General features: G+C 66.7%; 15 protein-coding genes. 8 read left to right on the forward strand and 7 right to left on the reverse strand.

What is annotated here, in order from left to right; genetic code table 11:
• Position 1: 1 nt before the first annotated feature.
• Genes ACVWWN_RS12500 through ACVWWN_RS12525 form a run of 6 tightly spaced genes read right to left on the reverse strand, consistent with a single transcriptional unit; the run spans position 2 to position 8416 of the window.
• Positions 2-769, reverse strand: coding sequence for an enoyl-CoA hydratase family protein (locus ACVWWN_RS12500; RefSeq protein WP_457144178.1), 768 nt, complete (start codon positions 767-769; stop codon positions 2-4).
• Positions 769-1938 carry an acyl-CoA dehydrogenase family protein gene (locus ACVWWN_RS12505; protein ID WP_457144179.1) on the reverse strand — a complete coding sequence of 390 codons (1170 nt, stop codon included), beginning with the start codon at positions 1936-1938 and terminating at the stop codon, positions 769-771. The genes ACVWWN_RS12500 and ACVWWN_RS12505 overlap by 1 nt, the downstream gene beginning before the upstream one ends.
• Before the next feature lie 30 nt (positions 1939-1968).
• A complete protein-coding gene (locus ACVWWN_RS12510; RefSeq protein ID WP_457144180.1) occupies positions 1969-3930 on the reverse strand; it encodes an acetyl/propionyl/methylcrotonyl-CoA carboxylase subunit alpha in 1962 nt (653 codons plus the stop codon).
• Positions 3931-3933: 3 nt separating this feature from the next.
• Positions 3934-5562, reverse strand: a complete 1629-nt coding sequence (locus ACVWWN_RS12515) for an acyl-CoA carboxylase subunit beta (RefSeq protein WP_457144181.1) — start codon at positions 5560-5562, stop codon at positions 3934-3936.
• Positions 5559-6722: an acyl-CoA dehydrogenase family protein gene (locus ACVWWN_RS12520; RefSeq protein ID WP_457144182.1), complete on the reverse strand. Its 1164-nt coding sequence runs from the start codon at positions 6720-6722 to the stop codon at positions 5559-5561. Before ACVWWN_RS12520 ends, ACVWWN_RS12515 begins: the two co-directional genes overlap by 4 nt.
• Positions 6719-8416 (reverse strand): acyclic terpene utilization AtuA family protein, encoded by a 1698-nt coding sequence (locus ACVWWN_RS12525; protein ID WP_457149105.1) that lies wholly within the window; start codon positions 8414-8416, stop codon positions 6719-6721. Before ACVWWN_RS12525 ends, ACVWWN_RS12520 begins: the two co-directional genes overlap by 4 nt.
• 451 nt (positions 8417-8867) lie before the next feature.
• Between ACVWWN_RS12525 and ACVWWN_RS12530 the strand changes: the two genes are divergently transcribed.
• From ACVWWN_RS12530 to ACVWWN_RS12565, 8 genes are all read left to right on the forward strand, one after another.
• Positions 8868-9020: a hypothetical protein gene (locus tag ACVWWN_RS12530; RefSeq protein WP_457144183.1), complete on the forward strand. Its 153-nt coding sequence runs from the start codon at positions 8868-8870 to the stop codon at positions 9018-9020.
• 115 nt (positions 9021-9135) lie between these two features.
• A complete protein-coding gene (gene rpmF, locus ACVWWN_RS12535) occupies positions 9136-9309 on the forward strand; it encodes a 50S ribosomal protein L32 (protein WP_048420022.1) in 174 nt (57 codons plus the stop codon).
• Between the two features lie 57 nt (positions 9310-9366).
• Complete coding sequence (locus tag ACVWWN_RS12540) at positions 9367-10053, forward strand: response regulator transcription factor (RefSeq protein ID WP_457144184.1); 687 nt, start codon at positions 9367-9369, stop codon at positions 10051-10053.
• Positions 10053-11528, forward strand: a complete 1476-nt coding sequence (locus ACVWWN_RS12545; RefSeq protein ID WP_457144185.1) for a HAMP domain-containing sensor histidine kinase — start codon at positions 10053-10055, stop codon at positions 11526-11528. The genes ACVWWN_RS12540 and ACVWWN_RS12545 overlap by 1 nt, the downstream gene beginning before the upstream one ends.
• Before the next feature lie 169 nt (positions 11529-11697).
• The gene (locus tag ACVWWN_RS12550; RefSeq protein WP_457144186.1) at positions 11698-13062 is read left to right on the forward strand and encodes a S1C family serine protease; all 1365 of its coding nucleotides are present in this window, start codon (positions 11698-11700) and stop codon (positions 13060-13062) included.
• Between the two features lie 35 nt (positions 13063-13097).
• Entirely contained in the window at positions 13098-13640 is a 543-nt protein-coding gene (locus tag ACVWWN_RS12555) for a MogA/MoaB family molybdenum cofactor biosynthesis protein (RefSeq protein ID WP_457149106.1), read from the forward strand.
• Between the two features lie 709 nt (positions 13641-14349).
• Entirely contained in the window at positions 14350-14994 is a 645-nt protein-coding gene (locus ACVWWN_RS12560) for an MspA family porin (protein WP_457144187.1), read from the forward strand.
• 175 nt (positions 14995-15169) lie between these two features.
• Positions 15170-15823: an MspA family porin gene (locus ACVWWN_RS12565; RefSeq protein ID WP_457144188.1), complete on the forward strand. Its 654-nt coding sequence runs from the start codon at positions 15170-15172 to the stop codon at positions 15821-15823.
• Between the two features lie 65 nt (positions 15824-15888).
• Here the strand turns inward: ACVWWN_RS12565 and mscL are convergent, their stop codons facing one another.
• The gene (mscL, locus tag ACVWWN_RS12570; RefSeq protein ID WP_457144189.1) at positions 15889-16353 is read right to left on the reverse strand and encodes a large-conductance mechanosensitive channel protein MscL; all 465 of its coding nucleotides are present in this window, start codon (positions 16351-16353) and stop codon (positions 15889-15891) included.
• Positions 16354-16410 lie beyond the last annotated feature (57 nt).

The raw sequence follows: 16410 nt of genomic DNA on the forward strand, positions 1-16410 counted from the left end.
ATCAGTCCACCCACTTCGGTGGGCGCTTCTGCAGGAAAGCCAGCATGCCTTCGCGTGCCTCTTCCGAGACGAACAGCCTGGCGGACTGCTCGGTCAGTTCCTTCGCGTGACTATCGAAGGATTCGAGGATCGGCGCCGTGGTCAGGGCCTTGGACGCGGCCAACCCCTGTGGCGACCCCTTGGCGATCTCGGCCGTCAGCGCGGTCACCGTCGCGGCCACATCCTCGGCGGCAGTGGTGATCAAACCTATCTCGGCGGCCTCGGCCGGACCGAATTTCTCGCCCGTCACGAAGTACCGGGCGGCCGCCCGCGCGGTCATCTTCGGCAACAGGGTCAGCGAAATGATCAACGGCGCAACGCCGATGCGCGCCTCGGTCAGCGCGAACGTCGACGCGGGGCCCGCGACCACGATGTCACACGCGCCCACCAACCCCAGGCCTCCGGCGCGGACGTGCCCATCGATCGCGCCGATGACCGGCATCGGCAGCTCGAGAATGCGGCGCAGCAGCCGGGTGAGTTCGCCGGCGCGGTCCACCGCCACATCGCGTGGCTCGCGGCCGGCGGCCTCGACGAGATCGGCGCCGGCGCAGAATGTTCCGCCGGTGTGATCGAGCACGACTGCCCGCACCCCGTATTCCTCGACGGCATCGGTGAGGCCCTGGTGCAGCTGGTGGACCAGCGCGGTGGACAACGCATTGCGGTTGTCGGGCGAGTCCAGCGTCAACCGGGCGACGCTGCCCTTGACGGAGTAGTGGACTAGCGCGCGCATCAGTACGACCGGGGAAGACCGAGTGACGTCTGCGCGATGAAGTTCAGGATCATTTCCCGGCTGACGGGCGCGATCCGGGCCAGGCGCGACGCCGTCAGCACCGACGCGATGCCGTACTCCTTGGTCAACCCGTTGCCCCCTAACGACTGCACGGCTTGGTCGACGGCGCGCACCGACGCCTCACCCGCCGCGTACTTGGCCATGTTGGCGGCCTCGGCGGCGCCGAAGTCGTCGCCTGCGTCGTAGAGCGTCGCGGCCTTCTGCATCATCAGCTTGGCGAGCTCGATCTCGATATAGTTCTGCGCCAACGGGTGTGAGATGCCCTGGTGCGCACCGATCGGTGTCTTCCACACCTGCCGGGTCTTGACGTAGTCGGCGGCCTTGTTGATCGCGAAACGGCCCATCCCGACCGCACTTGCCGCGCCCATGATGCGTTCCGGGTTGAGGCCGGCGAACAGCTGCGCGATCGCCGCGTCCTCGGCGCCGACGAGGGCGTCCGCGGGCAGGCGCACCTCGTCGAAGAAGAGCTGGAACTGGTTCTCGGGGCTGACGATCTCCATGTCGATCTTCGTCCAGGACATGCCCGGGGTGTCGGTCGGAACCACGAACAGCGCGGGTTTGAGTGATTCGGACTTGGCTGCCCCGTTCGATTGGGCGGTGCGACCGACGACCAGGATCGCCTGCGCCTGGTCGACACCGGAGATGTAGACCTTCTGACCGTTGAGGATCCAATCACTGCCGTCACGGCGTGCGGTGGTCGTGATCCGGTGGGAGTTCGAGCCCGCGTCGGGCTCGGTGATGGCGAACGCCATGGTGATCGAGCCGTCGGCGATGCCGGGGATCCAGCGCTTCTTCTGCTCCTCGGTGCCGAACTTGCTGATGATCGTGCCGTTGATGGCCGGCGAGACGACCATCATCAGCAGGGCGCAACCGTTGGCCGCCATCTCCTCCATGACCAGCGACAGTTCGTACATGCCGGCGCCGCCACCGCCGTACTCCTCGGGCAGGTTGACCCCGATGAAGCCGAGTTTCCCTGCCTCACTCCACAACTCCGTGGTGTGTTCACCCGCGCGCGCCTTGGCCAGGTAGTAGTCGGCGCCGTAGCCGGCGGCCATCGCGGCAACGGACTTCCGCAGCTCCCGCTGTTCGTCGGTTTCGGTGAAACTCATCGGGTTCGTCTCCTTCGGGATGCTGACGGGTCAGGCGATGCGGGCGAGGACAGCGCCGACGTCGACCTGCTGGCCGGCCGTGACGTTCAGTTCGGCGAGCACCCCATCGGCCGGGGCGGCGATGGTGTGCTCCATTTTCATGGCTTCCAGCCAGATCAGCGCCTGTCCCGCCGTGACCTGATCGCCGACCGACGCGGCGACCTTGGTCACGGAGCCGGGCATCGGGGCCAACAGCGAGCCCTGCGCGACGTCGGAATCCGGGTCGGGGAATCGCGGCTGCGCGGACAGCCGGACGGGCCCGAGCGCACTGTCGACGAAGACCTCCGGGGATTCCGGGTTGCCGTAGCGCGCCACGTCGAAGGTGCGCTCCACGCCGTCGACGGCGAGCACGACTCGGTCCGGTGCCGAGGACACCAGGCTCGCGGTGTCGTCGCCATCGACCTGCAGACCGCTGCGGCCGAATCGATATCTGACCTCGTGGTCGGTGCCCGCGGCGTCGAGGTAGCGCTTGGTCTGGTACCCGGACGCCAGATTGCGCCACCCGCTGGGCAATCCACCGAGCACGACGGCGGCGCTGCGGTTCTCGGCCGCATCTGCCAGCGCCGCGGCAAGCGCGGACAGCGGGGGCGCGGACGGATCTGCGAGCGGCGCGGCCAGCTCGGCGAGGCCGTGGGTGTCGAAGAACGCCGTGTCGGTGGCGCCGTCGAGAAATGCGGGATGGCGCAACACGTTCACGAGCAGGTCGCGGTTGGTCTTGATGCCGTGCAGCCGGGTGCGGGCCAACGCATCGGCCAGGATCGCCGCGGCCTGCTTCCGTGTCGGCGCGCACGAGATGACCTTGGCGAGCATGGGGTCGTAGAAGACCGATACCGCCGACCCGTCGACGACTCCGGAGTCGACACGCACACCCGCACGGCCGAGCAGACCGAACCGGGACTGCACGGTCGGAACCTCGAAGCGGTAGATGGGGCCGGCCTGCGGTTGCCAATCCTTGGCGGGATCCTCGGCATACAGCCGCGCCTCGATCGAATGCCCGTGCGTCTCGGGCGGTTCCGGGTCCAGCCGTTCGCCGTCGGCGACCAGCAGCTGCAGCTCGACTAGGTCCAGCCCGGTGGTCTCCTCGGTAACCGGGTGCTCGACCTGCAAACGGGTGTTCATCTCCAGGAAGAAGAAGTCGCCGCGATCATCGGCCATGAACTCGACGGTGCCGGCGCCGGTGTAGCCGATCGCCCCGGCCGCCAGCCGCGCCGCCTCGAACAGCCTGGCGCGCATGCCGGGAACACGCTCCACAAGGGGGGAGGGCGCCTCTTCGACGATCTTCTGGTGCCGTCGCTGAATCGAGCATTCGCGCTCACCCACCGCCCACACCGTGCCGTGCGCGTCCGCCATCACCTGGACCTCGACGTGATGACCGGTGGCCAGGTAGCGCTCACAGAACACCGTCGGATCGCCGAACGCGGACTGGGCCTCGCGGCGCGCGGCCTCCGCCTGCTTCGGCAGCTCGGCGAGTTCGCGGACCACCCTCATCCCGCGGCCGCCACCACCCGCCGATGCCTTGATCAGCACCGGCAGCTGGTCCGCGGTGACGGTGTCGGGGTCGAGCTCCTCGAGCACGGGCACGCCCGCCGCCGACATCATCTTCTTGGCCTCGATCTTGCTGCCCATCGCCTGCACCGCGGCCACCGGCGGACCGATCCAGGTCAGTCCCGCCTCCTGTACTGCGGCGGCGAATTCGGCCTTCTCGGAAAGGAATCCGTAACCGGGATGGATGGCGTCGGCAGCCGCGGTCCGTGCCGCCTCGATCAGCTGCGCCACATCCAGATACCCGTTGCGGCCCTGCAATCGCACCCGCGCGTCGGCCTCGCCGACGTGGGACGCCCGCGCGTCCGGTTCGGTGTACACCGCGACGGTGCCGATGCCGAGGCGGCGGCAGGTGGCGAACACGCGGCGCGCGATCTCACCTCGGTTGGCGACCAGTACCTTCGAAATCATGCGTCACATCCTGAAGACGCCGAAATTCGACGTCCCCTCGATCGGGCCATTCGCGATGGCGGACAGGCATATTCCCAGCACAGTACGAGTATCGCGCGGATCGATCACCCCGTCGTCATACAGCATTCCGGACAGCACCATCGGCAGCGACTCGGCCTCGATCTGCCCCTCGACCGCCGCGCGCATCGCGGCGTCGGCCTCCTCGTCGACCTGCTGGCCGCGGGCCTCGGTGGCCGCGCGGCTGACGATAGAGAGCACGCCGGCCAGCTGTGCGCCGCCCATCACGGCGGACTTCGCGCTGGGCCAGGCGAAGAGGAACCGCGGGTCGTATGCGCGCCCGCACATGCCATAGTGGCCGGCACCGTAGGAGGCGCCGATCAGCAGCGAGATGTGCGGGACGGTCGAGTTGGAGACGGCGTTGATCATCATCGAGCCGTGTTTGATCATCCCGCCTTCCTCGTATCGCCTACCGACCATGTAGCCGGTGGTGTTGTGCAGGAAGAGAAGTGGTGTGTCGGACCGGTTGGCCAGCTGGATGAATTGGGTGGCCTTCTGCGACTCCTCGCTGAACAGCACGCCGCGGGCGTTGGCCAGGATCCCGATGGGGTAACCGTGCAGGGTGGCCCAGCCGGTCACCAGCGAGGATCCGTACAGCGACTTGAACTCGTCGAACTCCGAGCCGTCGACGATGCGGGCGATCACCTCTCGCGGGTCGAAAGGCACCCGAAGGTCCGGCGGCACGATGCCGAGCAGTTCCTCGGCGTCGAACAGCGGCTCGGTGACGGGGCCGGGCGCCGGGCCGTGCTTGCGCCAGTTCAGCCGGGCGGCGATGCGGCGACCGATCCGGATCGCGTCGAGTTCGTCGAGTGCGAAGTAGTCCGCCAGACCCGATGTACGGGCGTGCATTTCGGCCCCGCCCAGTGATTCGTCGTCGGATTCTTCGCCGGTGGCCATCTTCACCAGAGGCGGACCGGCCAGGAACACCTTGGACCGTTCCCTGATCATCACCACGTGGTCGGACATCCCCGGGATGTAAGCGCCGCCCGCCGTCGAATTGCCGAACACCAGCGCGATGGTCGGGATGCCCGCCGCCGAGAGCCGGGTCAGGTCGCGGAACATCTGCCCGCCGGGAATGAAGATCTCTTTCTGGGTGGGCAGGTCGGCGCCACCGGACTCCACCAGCGAGATCACCGGCAGTCGGTTTTCCCTCGCGATTTGATTGGCGCGCAGTATCTTTCGCAGTGTCCACGGGTTGCTCGTACCACCCTTGACGGTCGGGTCGTTGGCCACGACCACACATTCCACGCCACTGACCACGCCGATGCCGACGACGGTGCTGGCGCCGACCGTGAAAGCGCTGCCCCAGGCGGCCAGCGGGCTCAGTTCGAGGAACGGCGAGTCCGGATCCAGCAGCATCTCGATGCGTTCACGGGCGGTCATCTTGCCGCGATCGTGATGGCGCTGGACGTACTTCTCGCCGCCGCCCGCGATCGCCTTGGCGTACTCGGCGTCGAGTTCGGCCAGCTTCGTGGCCATCGCCGACGCCGCCTCGGTGTAGGCGGGCGAGGTCGCGTCGATACTCGACCGCAGTGCCGATGAGCCGCTTGCGCGAAGAGAATGAGAGGTCGTCATGCGTGGTATCCCAGCGTTTTCGCGGCCAGCGAGGTGAGGATCTCGGTGGTTCCGCCGCCAATGCCGAGGATGCGCATATCGCGGTACTGCCGCTCGACCTCCGACTCGGTCATGTAGCCCATCCCACCGAACAGTTGCACGGCCTGGTTGGCCACCCACTCACCGGCCTCGACGGCGGTGTTCTTCGCGAAGCACACCTCGGTGATCAGGTTGGCGGCTTCGGAAGATGAGAGTTGACGTTCGACGAGGTGATGGGTGTAGACCCGCGCCACGTCGACCCGTCTCGCCATCTCGGCGAGCGTGTTCTGCACCTGCTGGCGCGCGATCAGGGGCTTGCCGAAAGTCTCACGATTGCGGCACCACTCCACGGTCAGGTCGAGGCAGCGTTGGGCACTGGCGTAGGCCTGCGCGGCCAGGCCGACGCGTTCGGACGCGAACGCGCCCGCGATCTGGGCGAAGCCGGTGTTCTCGATGCCGATCAGGTTGGCGGCCGGCACCCGGACGTCGGTGTAGGTCAACTCGGCGGTATCCGAAGAGCGCCAGCCCATTTTGTCGAGTTTACGGCTGACCTCGAAGCCGGGGGTGCCCTTGTCGACGACGATCAGCGACACCCCTGCCGCACCGGGCCCGCCGGTGCGGGCGGCGGTCACCACGTAGTCCGCCCGCACGCCGGAGGTGATGTAGGTCTTGGCGCCGTTGATGATGTAGTCCCCATCTCCTGAGCCGTCCCGTACCGCCCGGGTGGTCAGGTGCCCGACGTCGGAGCCGCCGCCGGGTTCGGTGATGGCCAGGCTGCCGATCAACTCACCGCGCAGCGTGGGCCGCACGTAGGTGTCGATCAGCCGTCGGTCACCGGAGGCGATCATGTGCGGCACCGAGATCCCGCAGGTGAAGAGCGAGGCGAACACCCCGCCGGGCGAGCCCGCGTAATGCATTTCCTCGCAGATGATCACGGCGTCGGCGCCGTCACCGCCGCCACCGCCGACGGCCTCGGGCAGCCCCGCGCCGAGCAAGCCGGCCGCGCCCGCCTTGCGGTGGAGGTCGCGGGGGAGTTCACCGCTGCGTTCCCAGTCGTCGACGTGAGGCAGAACCTCGCGTTCGGCGAACGCGCGCACCGTCTTCCGCAGCTGCTCGCGTTCGGGGGTGTGCCAGATACTCACTGGAGAAGCCCTTCCGGAATGTCGATATACCGGCTGCGCAGCCATTCGCCCAGCCCTTTTGCCTGCGGGTCGAACCGGGCCTGATACCCCACGCCCTGCCCGAGGATGTCGTCGATGACGAAGTTGACCGCCCACAGGTTCGGGAGCAGGTGCCTGGTGACGGGGAAATCCTTTGTCTCGGGCAGCAATTCGCGCAGCTTCTCGACCGTCAGGGCATGCGCGAGCCAGCGCCAGTGCGTTTCGGTGCGTACCCAGAGGCCGACGTTGGCGGCGCCGCCCTTGTCGCCGCTGCGTGCTCCGGCGATGGTGCCGAGCGGGGCCCGGACGGTGTCGCCGAAGGGCAGCGGCTCGGGCAGCGCGAAGGGTGGGACCGGGGCCAGGTCCAGTGTCTGTGCGGCGGCCGGTATCTCGGTGCGGGTTCCGTCGGCGTGCACCGCGACGTGCGGGACCTGCCCGGCAGGCACGAAGCCGGCGGTGAACACGCCGTAGACCTGGCCGTCGCCCGGCGGTGCGGTGCTGGTGAATCCCGGATAGCTGGCGAGTGCCATTTCCACCGCGGTGGAGGAGAATCGGCGACCGACATTGGCGGGGTCAGGATCGCGGACGACGCACCGCAGCAGCGCGCTGGCACCCTCCTCGGTGTCGGCGTCGGGCTGATCGGTGCGGGCCAGCGTCCACTCCAGCTCGGAGGGCTTGACGGTCAGGCCTGTCTCCAGCTGCCGCCGCACCAGGCCGGCTTTGGCTTCGATGTCCAAACCGGTGAGCACGAAGGTCATTTCGTTGCGGAAGCCGCCGATCCTGTTCAGCGAGACCTTGAGAGTTGGCGGCGGCGGCTCACCCTTCACACCGGTGATCCGGACCCGGTCGGGGCCGTCGCCGGAGAGTTCGATCGTGTCGACCCGCAGCGTCGCATCGGGATTGGCGTATCGCGCACCGGTGATCTCGTAGAGCAGCTGGGCGGTGACCGTACCGACGCTGACTGCACCGCCGGTGCCCGGATGCTTGGTGATCACCGAGGTGCCGTCGGCGTGAATCTCGGCCAGCGGGAACCCCGGATGTGTCAGGTCGGTGATCTCGCCGAAGAATGAATAGTTCCCGCCAGTCGCCTGTGCGCCGCACTCGATGATGTGGCCCGCGGCGATGGCACCGGCCAATGCGTCGTAATCGGTGGGGGACCAGCCGAAGTGAGCCGCCGCGGGCCCGACGACCACGGACGCGTCGGTCACCCGGCCGGTGACGACCACGTCGGCGCCGCCGTTGAGACAGTCGACGATGCCGAACGCACCGAGGTAGGCATTGGCGGCCAGGGGCGTGCCCCTGCCCGATGTCGCCGCCGGCGCGGCTCCGGAGCCCGATGTCGCCGCCGGCGCGGCTCCGAAGCCGAACTGCTCGGCACGGCCCACCAGATCGTCACCCTCGACGTGGGCGACGTTGACATCCAGCCCCAGCCGCTTGGCCAGCGACCGGATGGCGGTCGCCAACCCGGCCGGGTTCAGCCCGCCGGCGTTGGCGACGATGCGGACGCCGCGGTCCAGCGCGAGGCCGAGGCAGTCCTCGAGCTGGCGGAGAAACGTCTTCGCGTAGCCGCGGTCGGGTGACTTGGCCCGGTCGCGAGCGAGAATGAGCATGGTGAGTTCGGCGAGGTAGTCACCGGTGAGGTAATCCAGATCCCCGCCGGTGAGCATCTCCCGCATCGCCGCCAGCCGGTCTCCGTAGAAGCCCGAGCAGTTGCCGATGCGGACGAGAGCTGTCACGCGGGGGCCTCCCTTCGCCGTCATCAATACCCAAGCCAACCAACCGGTAGGTTAGCGGTTGGTCATGCCCTGCAGCCTAAACCAAGGGGTCGCCCGCAAGGTGGGCAGCAGAGCGATGCCGCGGCGCCACTGGCTAATGGCTGCTATGTTGCGGAAGTTAGCTATGGTGGCCCGTAAAAACGACGTTGTCGTCGAAGATGTACGCCTGATCCAGGGGATGAACTGCGGGGATCGACTTCGGAGCCTTGAGATCGTTCGCGGCTCCGAATCCGCGGCGGCGTTGACGGTGTAGTCTGAGCAAACGCTATTGCTTCCGGTGATCTACGGGCCGGGCAACGCGGCGGACTTTCGGCGAGTTCGACACGGATTAAGGGCACACGTGGACAACGGGATGGAATTGAAGCGGTGGCAGGTGGTGCTGATCGCCTCCGCATCCATGCTGCTCGGAGCGGGCTTGTTGCAGGCGACTGTGTGGTGGGTGTGGCGTCGGCACGAGCGGCGCTTTCGGTACCCGCCCACCCCGGCCGGGCCGATCGATCAGTGACGGTTTTGGAGGCTACGCAGCTCACCGGTTATCCTGAGGGGCAATTGCCGACCGTCCCGCCAGATCAGGGGCTTGCCCGGCTCGCACTTCAGTACTTAAAGAGGAGAGCTCGATCATGGCTGTGCCCAAGCGCAGGATGTCGCGCGCGAATACCCGTAGCCGGCGCGCGCAGTGGAAGGCCACCCGCACCGAACTCGTCGGTGTGACCGTCGCCGGTCAACAGCACAAGGTGCCGCGGCGCCTGCTCAAGGCGGCGCGTCTGGGCCTGATCGACCTCGATCGTCGCTAGGCCCTAGCTCGGCGCGCCTCTCAGGCCGCTCTCAGACACGGGGTCGACACTGTGGCTGTGCGCATACTTGTCGTTGACGACGATCGCGCTGTGCGCGAGTCCCTGCGCCGGTCGCTGTCCTTCAACGGTTACTCGGTCGAGCTTGCTCAGGACGGGCGCGAGGCTCTGGACCGGATCGCCAGCGATCGGCCCGATGCCCTCGTGCTCGATGTGATGATGCCGCGCCTCGATGGTCTCGAGGTGTGCCGCCACCTTCGCAGCACGGGCGATGATCTGCCGATCCTGGTGCTGACCGCCAGGGACTCGGTGTCCGAGCGCGTCGCCGGACTCGACGCCGGAGCCGACGACTACCTGCCGAAGCCGTTCGCGCTCGAGGAGCTGCTGGCCCGCATGCGGGCGCTGTTGCGCCGCACCACCCCTGATGACGGCGCGGAGTCGGCGGCGATGACCTTCTCCGACCTGTCGCTGGATCCCGTCACTCGCGAGGTGACCCGCGGCCTTCGCGAGATCAGCTTGACCCGCACCGAATTCGCGTTGCTCGAGATGTTGATCGCCAACCCACGTCGGGTCCTCACCCGCAGCCGGATCCTCGAGGAGGTCTGGGGATTCGACTTCCCCACCTCGGGGAATGCGCTCGAGGTATATGTCGGCTACCTGCGTCGCAAGACCGAAGCAGAAGGAGAGCCGCGACTGATCCACACCGTGCGCGGGGTGGGTTACGTGTTGCGCGAGACGCCTCCCTGATGTTCGCCCAGAAGTCCAACTTCCGGCCGCGGCCCGACGGGAGGGCCGCGCTGCCGGCCGCGAGTTCGCTGTCGCTGCGCTGGCGGGTGATGCTGCTCGCGATGTCCATGGTGGCGATGGTCGTGGTGCTGATGGCTGTCGCCGTCTACGCCGTGGTCTCGCGTGCGCTTTACGAGGACGTCGACAACCAGCTGCACAGCCGGGCGCGCCTGCTCATCGAGAGCGGGTCGCTGGCCGCCGATCCGGGTAAGGCCATCGAGGGCACGGCGTACTCGGATGTGAACGCGATGCTCGTCAACCCGGGACGATCCATCTACACCGCCAACCAGCAGGGCCAGACCCTCCCGCTCGGCGAGCCGGAGAAAGACGTGGTGCAGGGCGAGCTGTTGATGTCGCTGCGCACCGTGAACCATCAGCGGGTGCTGGCCCAGCACCTGACCAACGGCAGTTCGCTGTTGATCTCCAAGAGTCTGGCCCCGACCAGCCAGGTGCTGAAGAGTCTGGGCACGGTGCTGCTCATCGTGGGCGGGCTCGGGGTCGCAGTGGCCGCCATCGCCGGTGGTGCGGTGGCCCGCGCGGGGCTGCGGCCAGTGGCGCGACTCACCGAAGCCGCCGAACGGGTGGCCCGCACCGACGACCTCCGACCCATCCCTGTGTTCGGCAGCGACGAACTCGCCCGCCTCACTGAGGCTTTCAACATGATGTTGCGCGCGTTGGCCGAGTCACGGGAGCGGCAGGCCCGACTGGTCACCGATGCCGGCCACGAGTTGCGCACCCCGCTGACGTCGTTGCGGACCAATGTCGAACTGCTGATGGCGTCCATGGCTCCCGGTGCACCCCGGCTGCCCGACGAGGAGATGACCGGGCTACGCACCGACGTGATCGCGCAGATCGAGGAATTGTCCACATTGGTGGGTGATCTCGTCGACCTGACCCGCGACGAGGCAGGAGGCGTGATCCACGAGCCGGTGGACATCACCGACGTCGTCGAGCGATCGCTGGAACGAGTCCGTAGGCGGCGCAACGATATTGACTTCGACGTATCATTGACCGGCTGGCAGGTGTACGGCGACGGCGGCGGGCTGGCCCGGGCCGTGCTGAACCTGCTGGACAACGCCGCGAAATGGAGCCCGCCCGATGGGCGGGTGGGCGTCCGGCTCACCCAGATCGATCCGCTGCACGCCGAGCTGGTGGTGTCCGATCTCGGGCCGGGCATCCCGCCGCAGGAACGTCGGCTGGTGTTCGAGCGGTTCTTCCGTTCGACGTCGGCGCGTGCCATGCCCGGATCGGGGTTGGGGCTCGCGATCGTCAAGCAGGTGGTGTTCAAACACGGTGGCACGCTGCGGGTCGAGGACACCGTTCCCGGCGGACAACCGCCCGGCACATCCATGCATGTGGTGCTGCCCGGCAGGCCCATGCCGACACGGCCCTCCGCGGACGTGGACGAACCCGCGGTCAGCGCTGAGAATGGGTGACGGGGAGATTCGGCGCCGAACCCTGTGACGCGGACGAAGTCACGGAGGGAAGTCTGGGTGTCTCCCGAACGTTCTCTAAGTGGATTCTCAGCCCACCTGGGCACTGTGGACATGAATCCTTCGTTGTTCCGGATAACGGAACCTACTCCAGGAAGAGCCTCAGAGCCACATGACGAACCACCCGAGGTACACGCCGCCGCCACCGCAGCCGGGTCGCCGGCCGGGCGACCCTCAGCACGCGGCTCCCGGATATACGGGTGCACAGCGGCCAGGCCCCTACACGCAGCAGCCGTCATACGACTGGCGCTATGCCACCCAGGCCACCCAGCAGCAGCACCAGCAGACGCACCAGTTCCGCGCTCCCTATGACCCGTACCGCGGCGCGCCGCAGACCGCAGGAATGCCACCGCATCCGCCGCGAAAGCGTTCTCGCGCAGGTGCTTTGACAGCGGGCGCGCTCGCCGTAGCGGTTGTCTCGGCGGGTATCGGCGGCGGTGTCGCGCTGCTCGTGTACCCCGACCACCCGGCGATCAGCGCGACGATGTCGGGGGTGGCGCCCAGTGTGCCCGCCGCCAACCTTCCCGCCGGCTCGGTCGAGCAGGTGGCAGCCAAGGTCGTCCCCAGCGTGGTCAAGTTGGAGACCGACATGGGACGCCAGTCCGAAGAGGGTTCGGGCATCATCCTGTCCTCCGACGGTCTGATCATGACCAACAATCACGTGGTTGCGGCGGCCAAGGACTCCGCGGCCGGACCGGGCGGCGCGCAGACCAAGGTGACGTTTGCCGACGGTCGCACGACCTCGTTCACCGTGGTCGGCACCGACCCCAGCAGTGACATTGCCGTCGTTCGCGCGCAGGATGCGTCCGGGCTCACCCCGATCACCCTGGGTTCGTCGGCCAACCTGCGGGTCGGCCAGGACGTGGTGGCCGTCGGCTCACCGCTCGGCCTGGAAGGGACCGTCACCACGGGCATCATCAGCGCGATGAACCGGCCGGTGGCCGCCGGTGGCGACGCGCAGAACCAGAACACCGTGCTCGACGCCATCCAGACCGACGCCGCGATCAACCCGGGTAACTCCGGCGGTGCGCTGGTGAACATGAACGGCGAGTTGGTCGGCGTGAACTCGGCGATCGCGACGCTCGGCGGTGACGCAGGCGGTGGTGGCCCGCAGACCCAGAGCGGTTCGATCGGCCTGGGTTTCGCGATCCCCGTCGACCAGGCCAAGCGGATCGCCGACGAACTGATCCAGAACGGGACAGCCTCGCATGCCTCGCTCGGCGTCCAGGTGGGTAACGATGCGGGTACCGATGGCGCGAAGATCGTCGAGGTCACCAGTGACGGCGCTGCTGCAGCGGCCGGCCTGCCGAACGGTGTGGTCGTGACCAAGGTCGACGACCGGGCGATCACCAGCGCCGACGCGCTGGTGGCGGCGGTCCGGTCGAGAGCGCCGGGCGACAAGGTCACGCTGACCTATATGGATCCGACGGGTAAGCCGCAGACGGTGCAGGTCACTCTCGGCAAGGCCGCGCAGTGACCCCGACCGTGAGTTCCGGGCCGGCGGTCGCAACGCTGAGAGTGGCCGCACCGCCGTCCCTGGCCACATATACGGTTGCACTCATGGAACAGCCAGGGGAGTTGGTGGGCCGAGCGTTGGTTGTCGTTGTGGATGACCGCACCGCTCACGGCGAAGAGGACCACAGCGGTCCGTTGGTCACCGAGTTGCTCGGCGAGGCGGGATTTGTCGTCGACGGCGTGGTCGTTGTCTCCGCTGACGAGGTGGAGATCCGCAACGCACTGAACACGGCCGTCATCGGAGGTGTCGATTTGGTGGTGTCAGTGGGCGGAACCGGCGTGACGCCGCGTGACGTCACTCCGGAAGCGACCCGCGACATCCTCGACCGGGAGCTGCTCGGTATCGCCGAGGCGCTTCGAGCGTCTGCGCTGTCGGCCGGCATCGTCGATGCGGGCGTGTCGCGTGGGTTGGCCGGTATCTCCGGCAGCACGCTCGTAGTTAATCTGGCGGGCTCCCGCGCGGCGGTGCGCGATGGCATGGCGACGCTGAATCCGCTGGCCGTCCAGATCATCGGTCAGCTATCCAGCCTGGAGATCTAACCGCCTGCACTTACAGGCCTTACGCCGACGCGATGCAGAATTGGCATCGCGTCGGCGTTTTGCGTCGACGGCACCGTGTCCGTCCCCGGCCGTCGGGTGAATCGATGGTGAACAGCAACCTCCCCCCAATTGTGATGTTCGTCACACTGAAAGGCGACTGTGATGGGTACGTCAAAGCCTTCACGCGACGCAGTTAACAAGATCTTCGGGGATGCGCTCCCCGAGACCACGGCTGACGAACGCGAAAGAGATTCGCCGGAAGACGACACCGAGCACGACCGTTGGTTGCGGGACAACGTTCCGCCCCACCATGATTGACCAGTGATTTCGCTTTAAGCGCGGGAAATGGTCAGCCCAAAATGGGCGTCACATTATGCCAGGCAGGTGCGAGGCGAAGGTAGCGGAGTTGCCGCACGGCAATCATCCGATCCGCTAACCGGTTGGCAAGCGATCGCCTTGTCAGGCGACCAGCAAATCCACAGAATTCGTATGCGCCATGTGCGACGTGGACGCCCAGGCGTTGCCGGGTGGATGCCTCCCCGTTATGTTCCTCCTGTCAACGATGAGCGAAACGTAAGAGCACTATGTGAGGTCCCTCATTTACCCCACATCGGACTCCTGCGTCGTGTGTGGTGATGCGGTTCCTGCCGAACACGGACAACAACAACGGTGAGCCAGCGGGTTCACCGTCTACATAGCTAGGGAGAACATGAAGGCAATCAGTCGGGTGCTGGTCGCGCTGGTCGCGGCGATCGCGGCGTTGTTCGTGAGCACTGGCACCTCTCACGCAGGTCTGGACAATGAGCTGAGCCTGGTCGACGGCTCGGATCGGACCCTGACGATCCAGCAGTGGGACACCTTCCTCAACGGTGTTTTCCCCCTGGACCGCAACCGGCTGACCCGTGAGTGGTTCCATTCGGGTCGGGCGAAGTACATCGTGGACGGCCCGGGTGCCGATGAGTTCGAGGGGACGCTGGAGCTGGGCTACCAGATCGGCTTCCCCTGGTCGCTGGGGGTGGGCATCAACTTCAGCTACACCACGCCGAACATCCTGCTTGACGACGCCAACATCAACCCGCTGAGCGCCGGCTTCAACCCGTTGGGCTCGGTCATCACCCCGAACCTGTTCCCGGGTGTGTCGATCAGCGCCGACCTCGGTAACGGTCCCGGTATTCAGGAGGTTGCGACCTTCTCGGTGGACGTTTCCGGCCCGAGCGGTGGGGTGGCGGTGTCCAACGCTCACGGCACGGTGACCGGTGCGGCCGGTGGTGTGCTGCTGCGTCCGTTCGCTCGTCTGATCAGCAAGGCCGGTGACAGCGTCACCACCTACGGCGAGCCTTGGAACATGAACTAACTCCCAGCTCAGGCGTTACGAAACAGCCCCCGGCCACCCGGCCCGGGGGCTGTTTTCATTGATTTCGTCATAACCCCCTCAGTAACGCAACAAACCAGCTACAACAGCTGTAACGGTTGCATCACGTTTAACGATGACCGTGTGTAGCTCCAGGCCAGAGAGAAATGGGGAGTACATGAAACCAATCGGTCGGGTGCTGGTCGCGCTGGTCGCGCTGGTCGCGGCGATCGCGGCGTTGTTCGTGAGCACTGGCACCTCTCACGCAGGTCTGGACAATGAGATGAGCCTGGTCGACGGCCAGGATCGGACGATGACGATCCAGCAGTGGGACACCTTCCTCAACGGTGTTTTCCCCCTGGACCGCAACCGGCTGACCCGTGAGTGGTTCCATTCCGGTCGGGCGAAGTACATCGTGGACGGCCCGGGTGCCGACGAGTTCGAGGGAACGCTGGAGCTGGGCTACCAGATCGGCTTCCCCTGGTCGCTGGGGGTGGGCATCAACTTCAGCTACACCACGCCGAACATCCTGCTTGACGACGCCAACATCAACCCGCTGAGCGCCGGGTTCAACCCGTTGGGCTCGGTCATCACGCCGAACCTGTTCCCGGGTGTGTCGATCAGCGCCGACCTCGGTAACGGTCCCGGTATTCAGGAGGTTGCGACCTTCTCGGTGGATGTGGCCGGCCCGAGCGGTGGGGTGGCGGTGTCCAACGCTCACGGCACGGTGACCGGTGCGGCCGGTGGTGTGCTGCTGCGTCCGTTCGCTCGTCTGATCAGCAAGGCCGGTGACAGCGTCACCACCTACGGCGAGCCCTGGAACATGAACTAACTCCCAGCTCAGGCGTTACGAAACAGCCCCCGACCACCGGCCGGGGGCTGTTTCGTGTCGACAGGTCAGCCGCGGTCGGCGCTCGTGTACTCGGCGGTATCAGGGCTGGGTCCAGTGCCGGGTCCGGTGACGTGCTTCCCGCTGGACCCGTTGGTCTCCATCAGGATGTTGCGGATTTCGGTCAGCAGGCTCAATTCGGTGTCCTGCGCCTGCTCGACCTCGCCGCGCTCGCGAAGCTTCTTGTAGGGCACCATGATCACGAAGTAGACGACCGCAGCAACGATCAGGAAGTTGATGAAGGCTGACAGAACCGCATTGAAGTCAAGGAACTGCTCGGGATCACCGCCCAATGAGACCTTGAGAATCCCGTACCCCCTGTCGCCGCCTGCACCGACCCGGTCCACCAGTGGCTGGATCACTTTTTCGGTGAAAGAGGTGACCAGCCCGGTGAATGCAGCGCCGATGACGACCGCGGTCGCCAGGTCGATGACATTGCCCCGGGAGAGGAACTCCTTGAAGCCCTTCAACATTTGCTGGAACCTTCCTGCAGTCGTGTGCAAGCGAACGGATACCTGACGTTAGTCGGG

The organism is Mycobacterium sp. URHB0021, assembly GCF_054057895.1.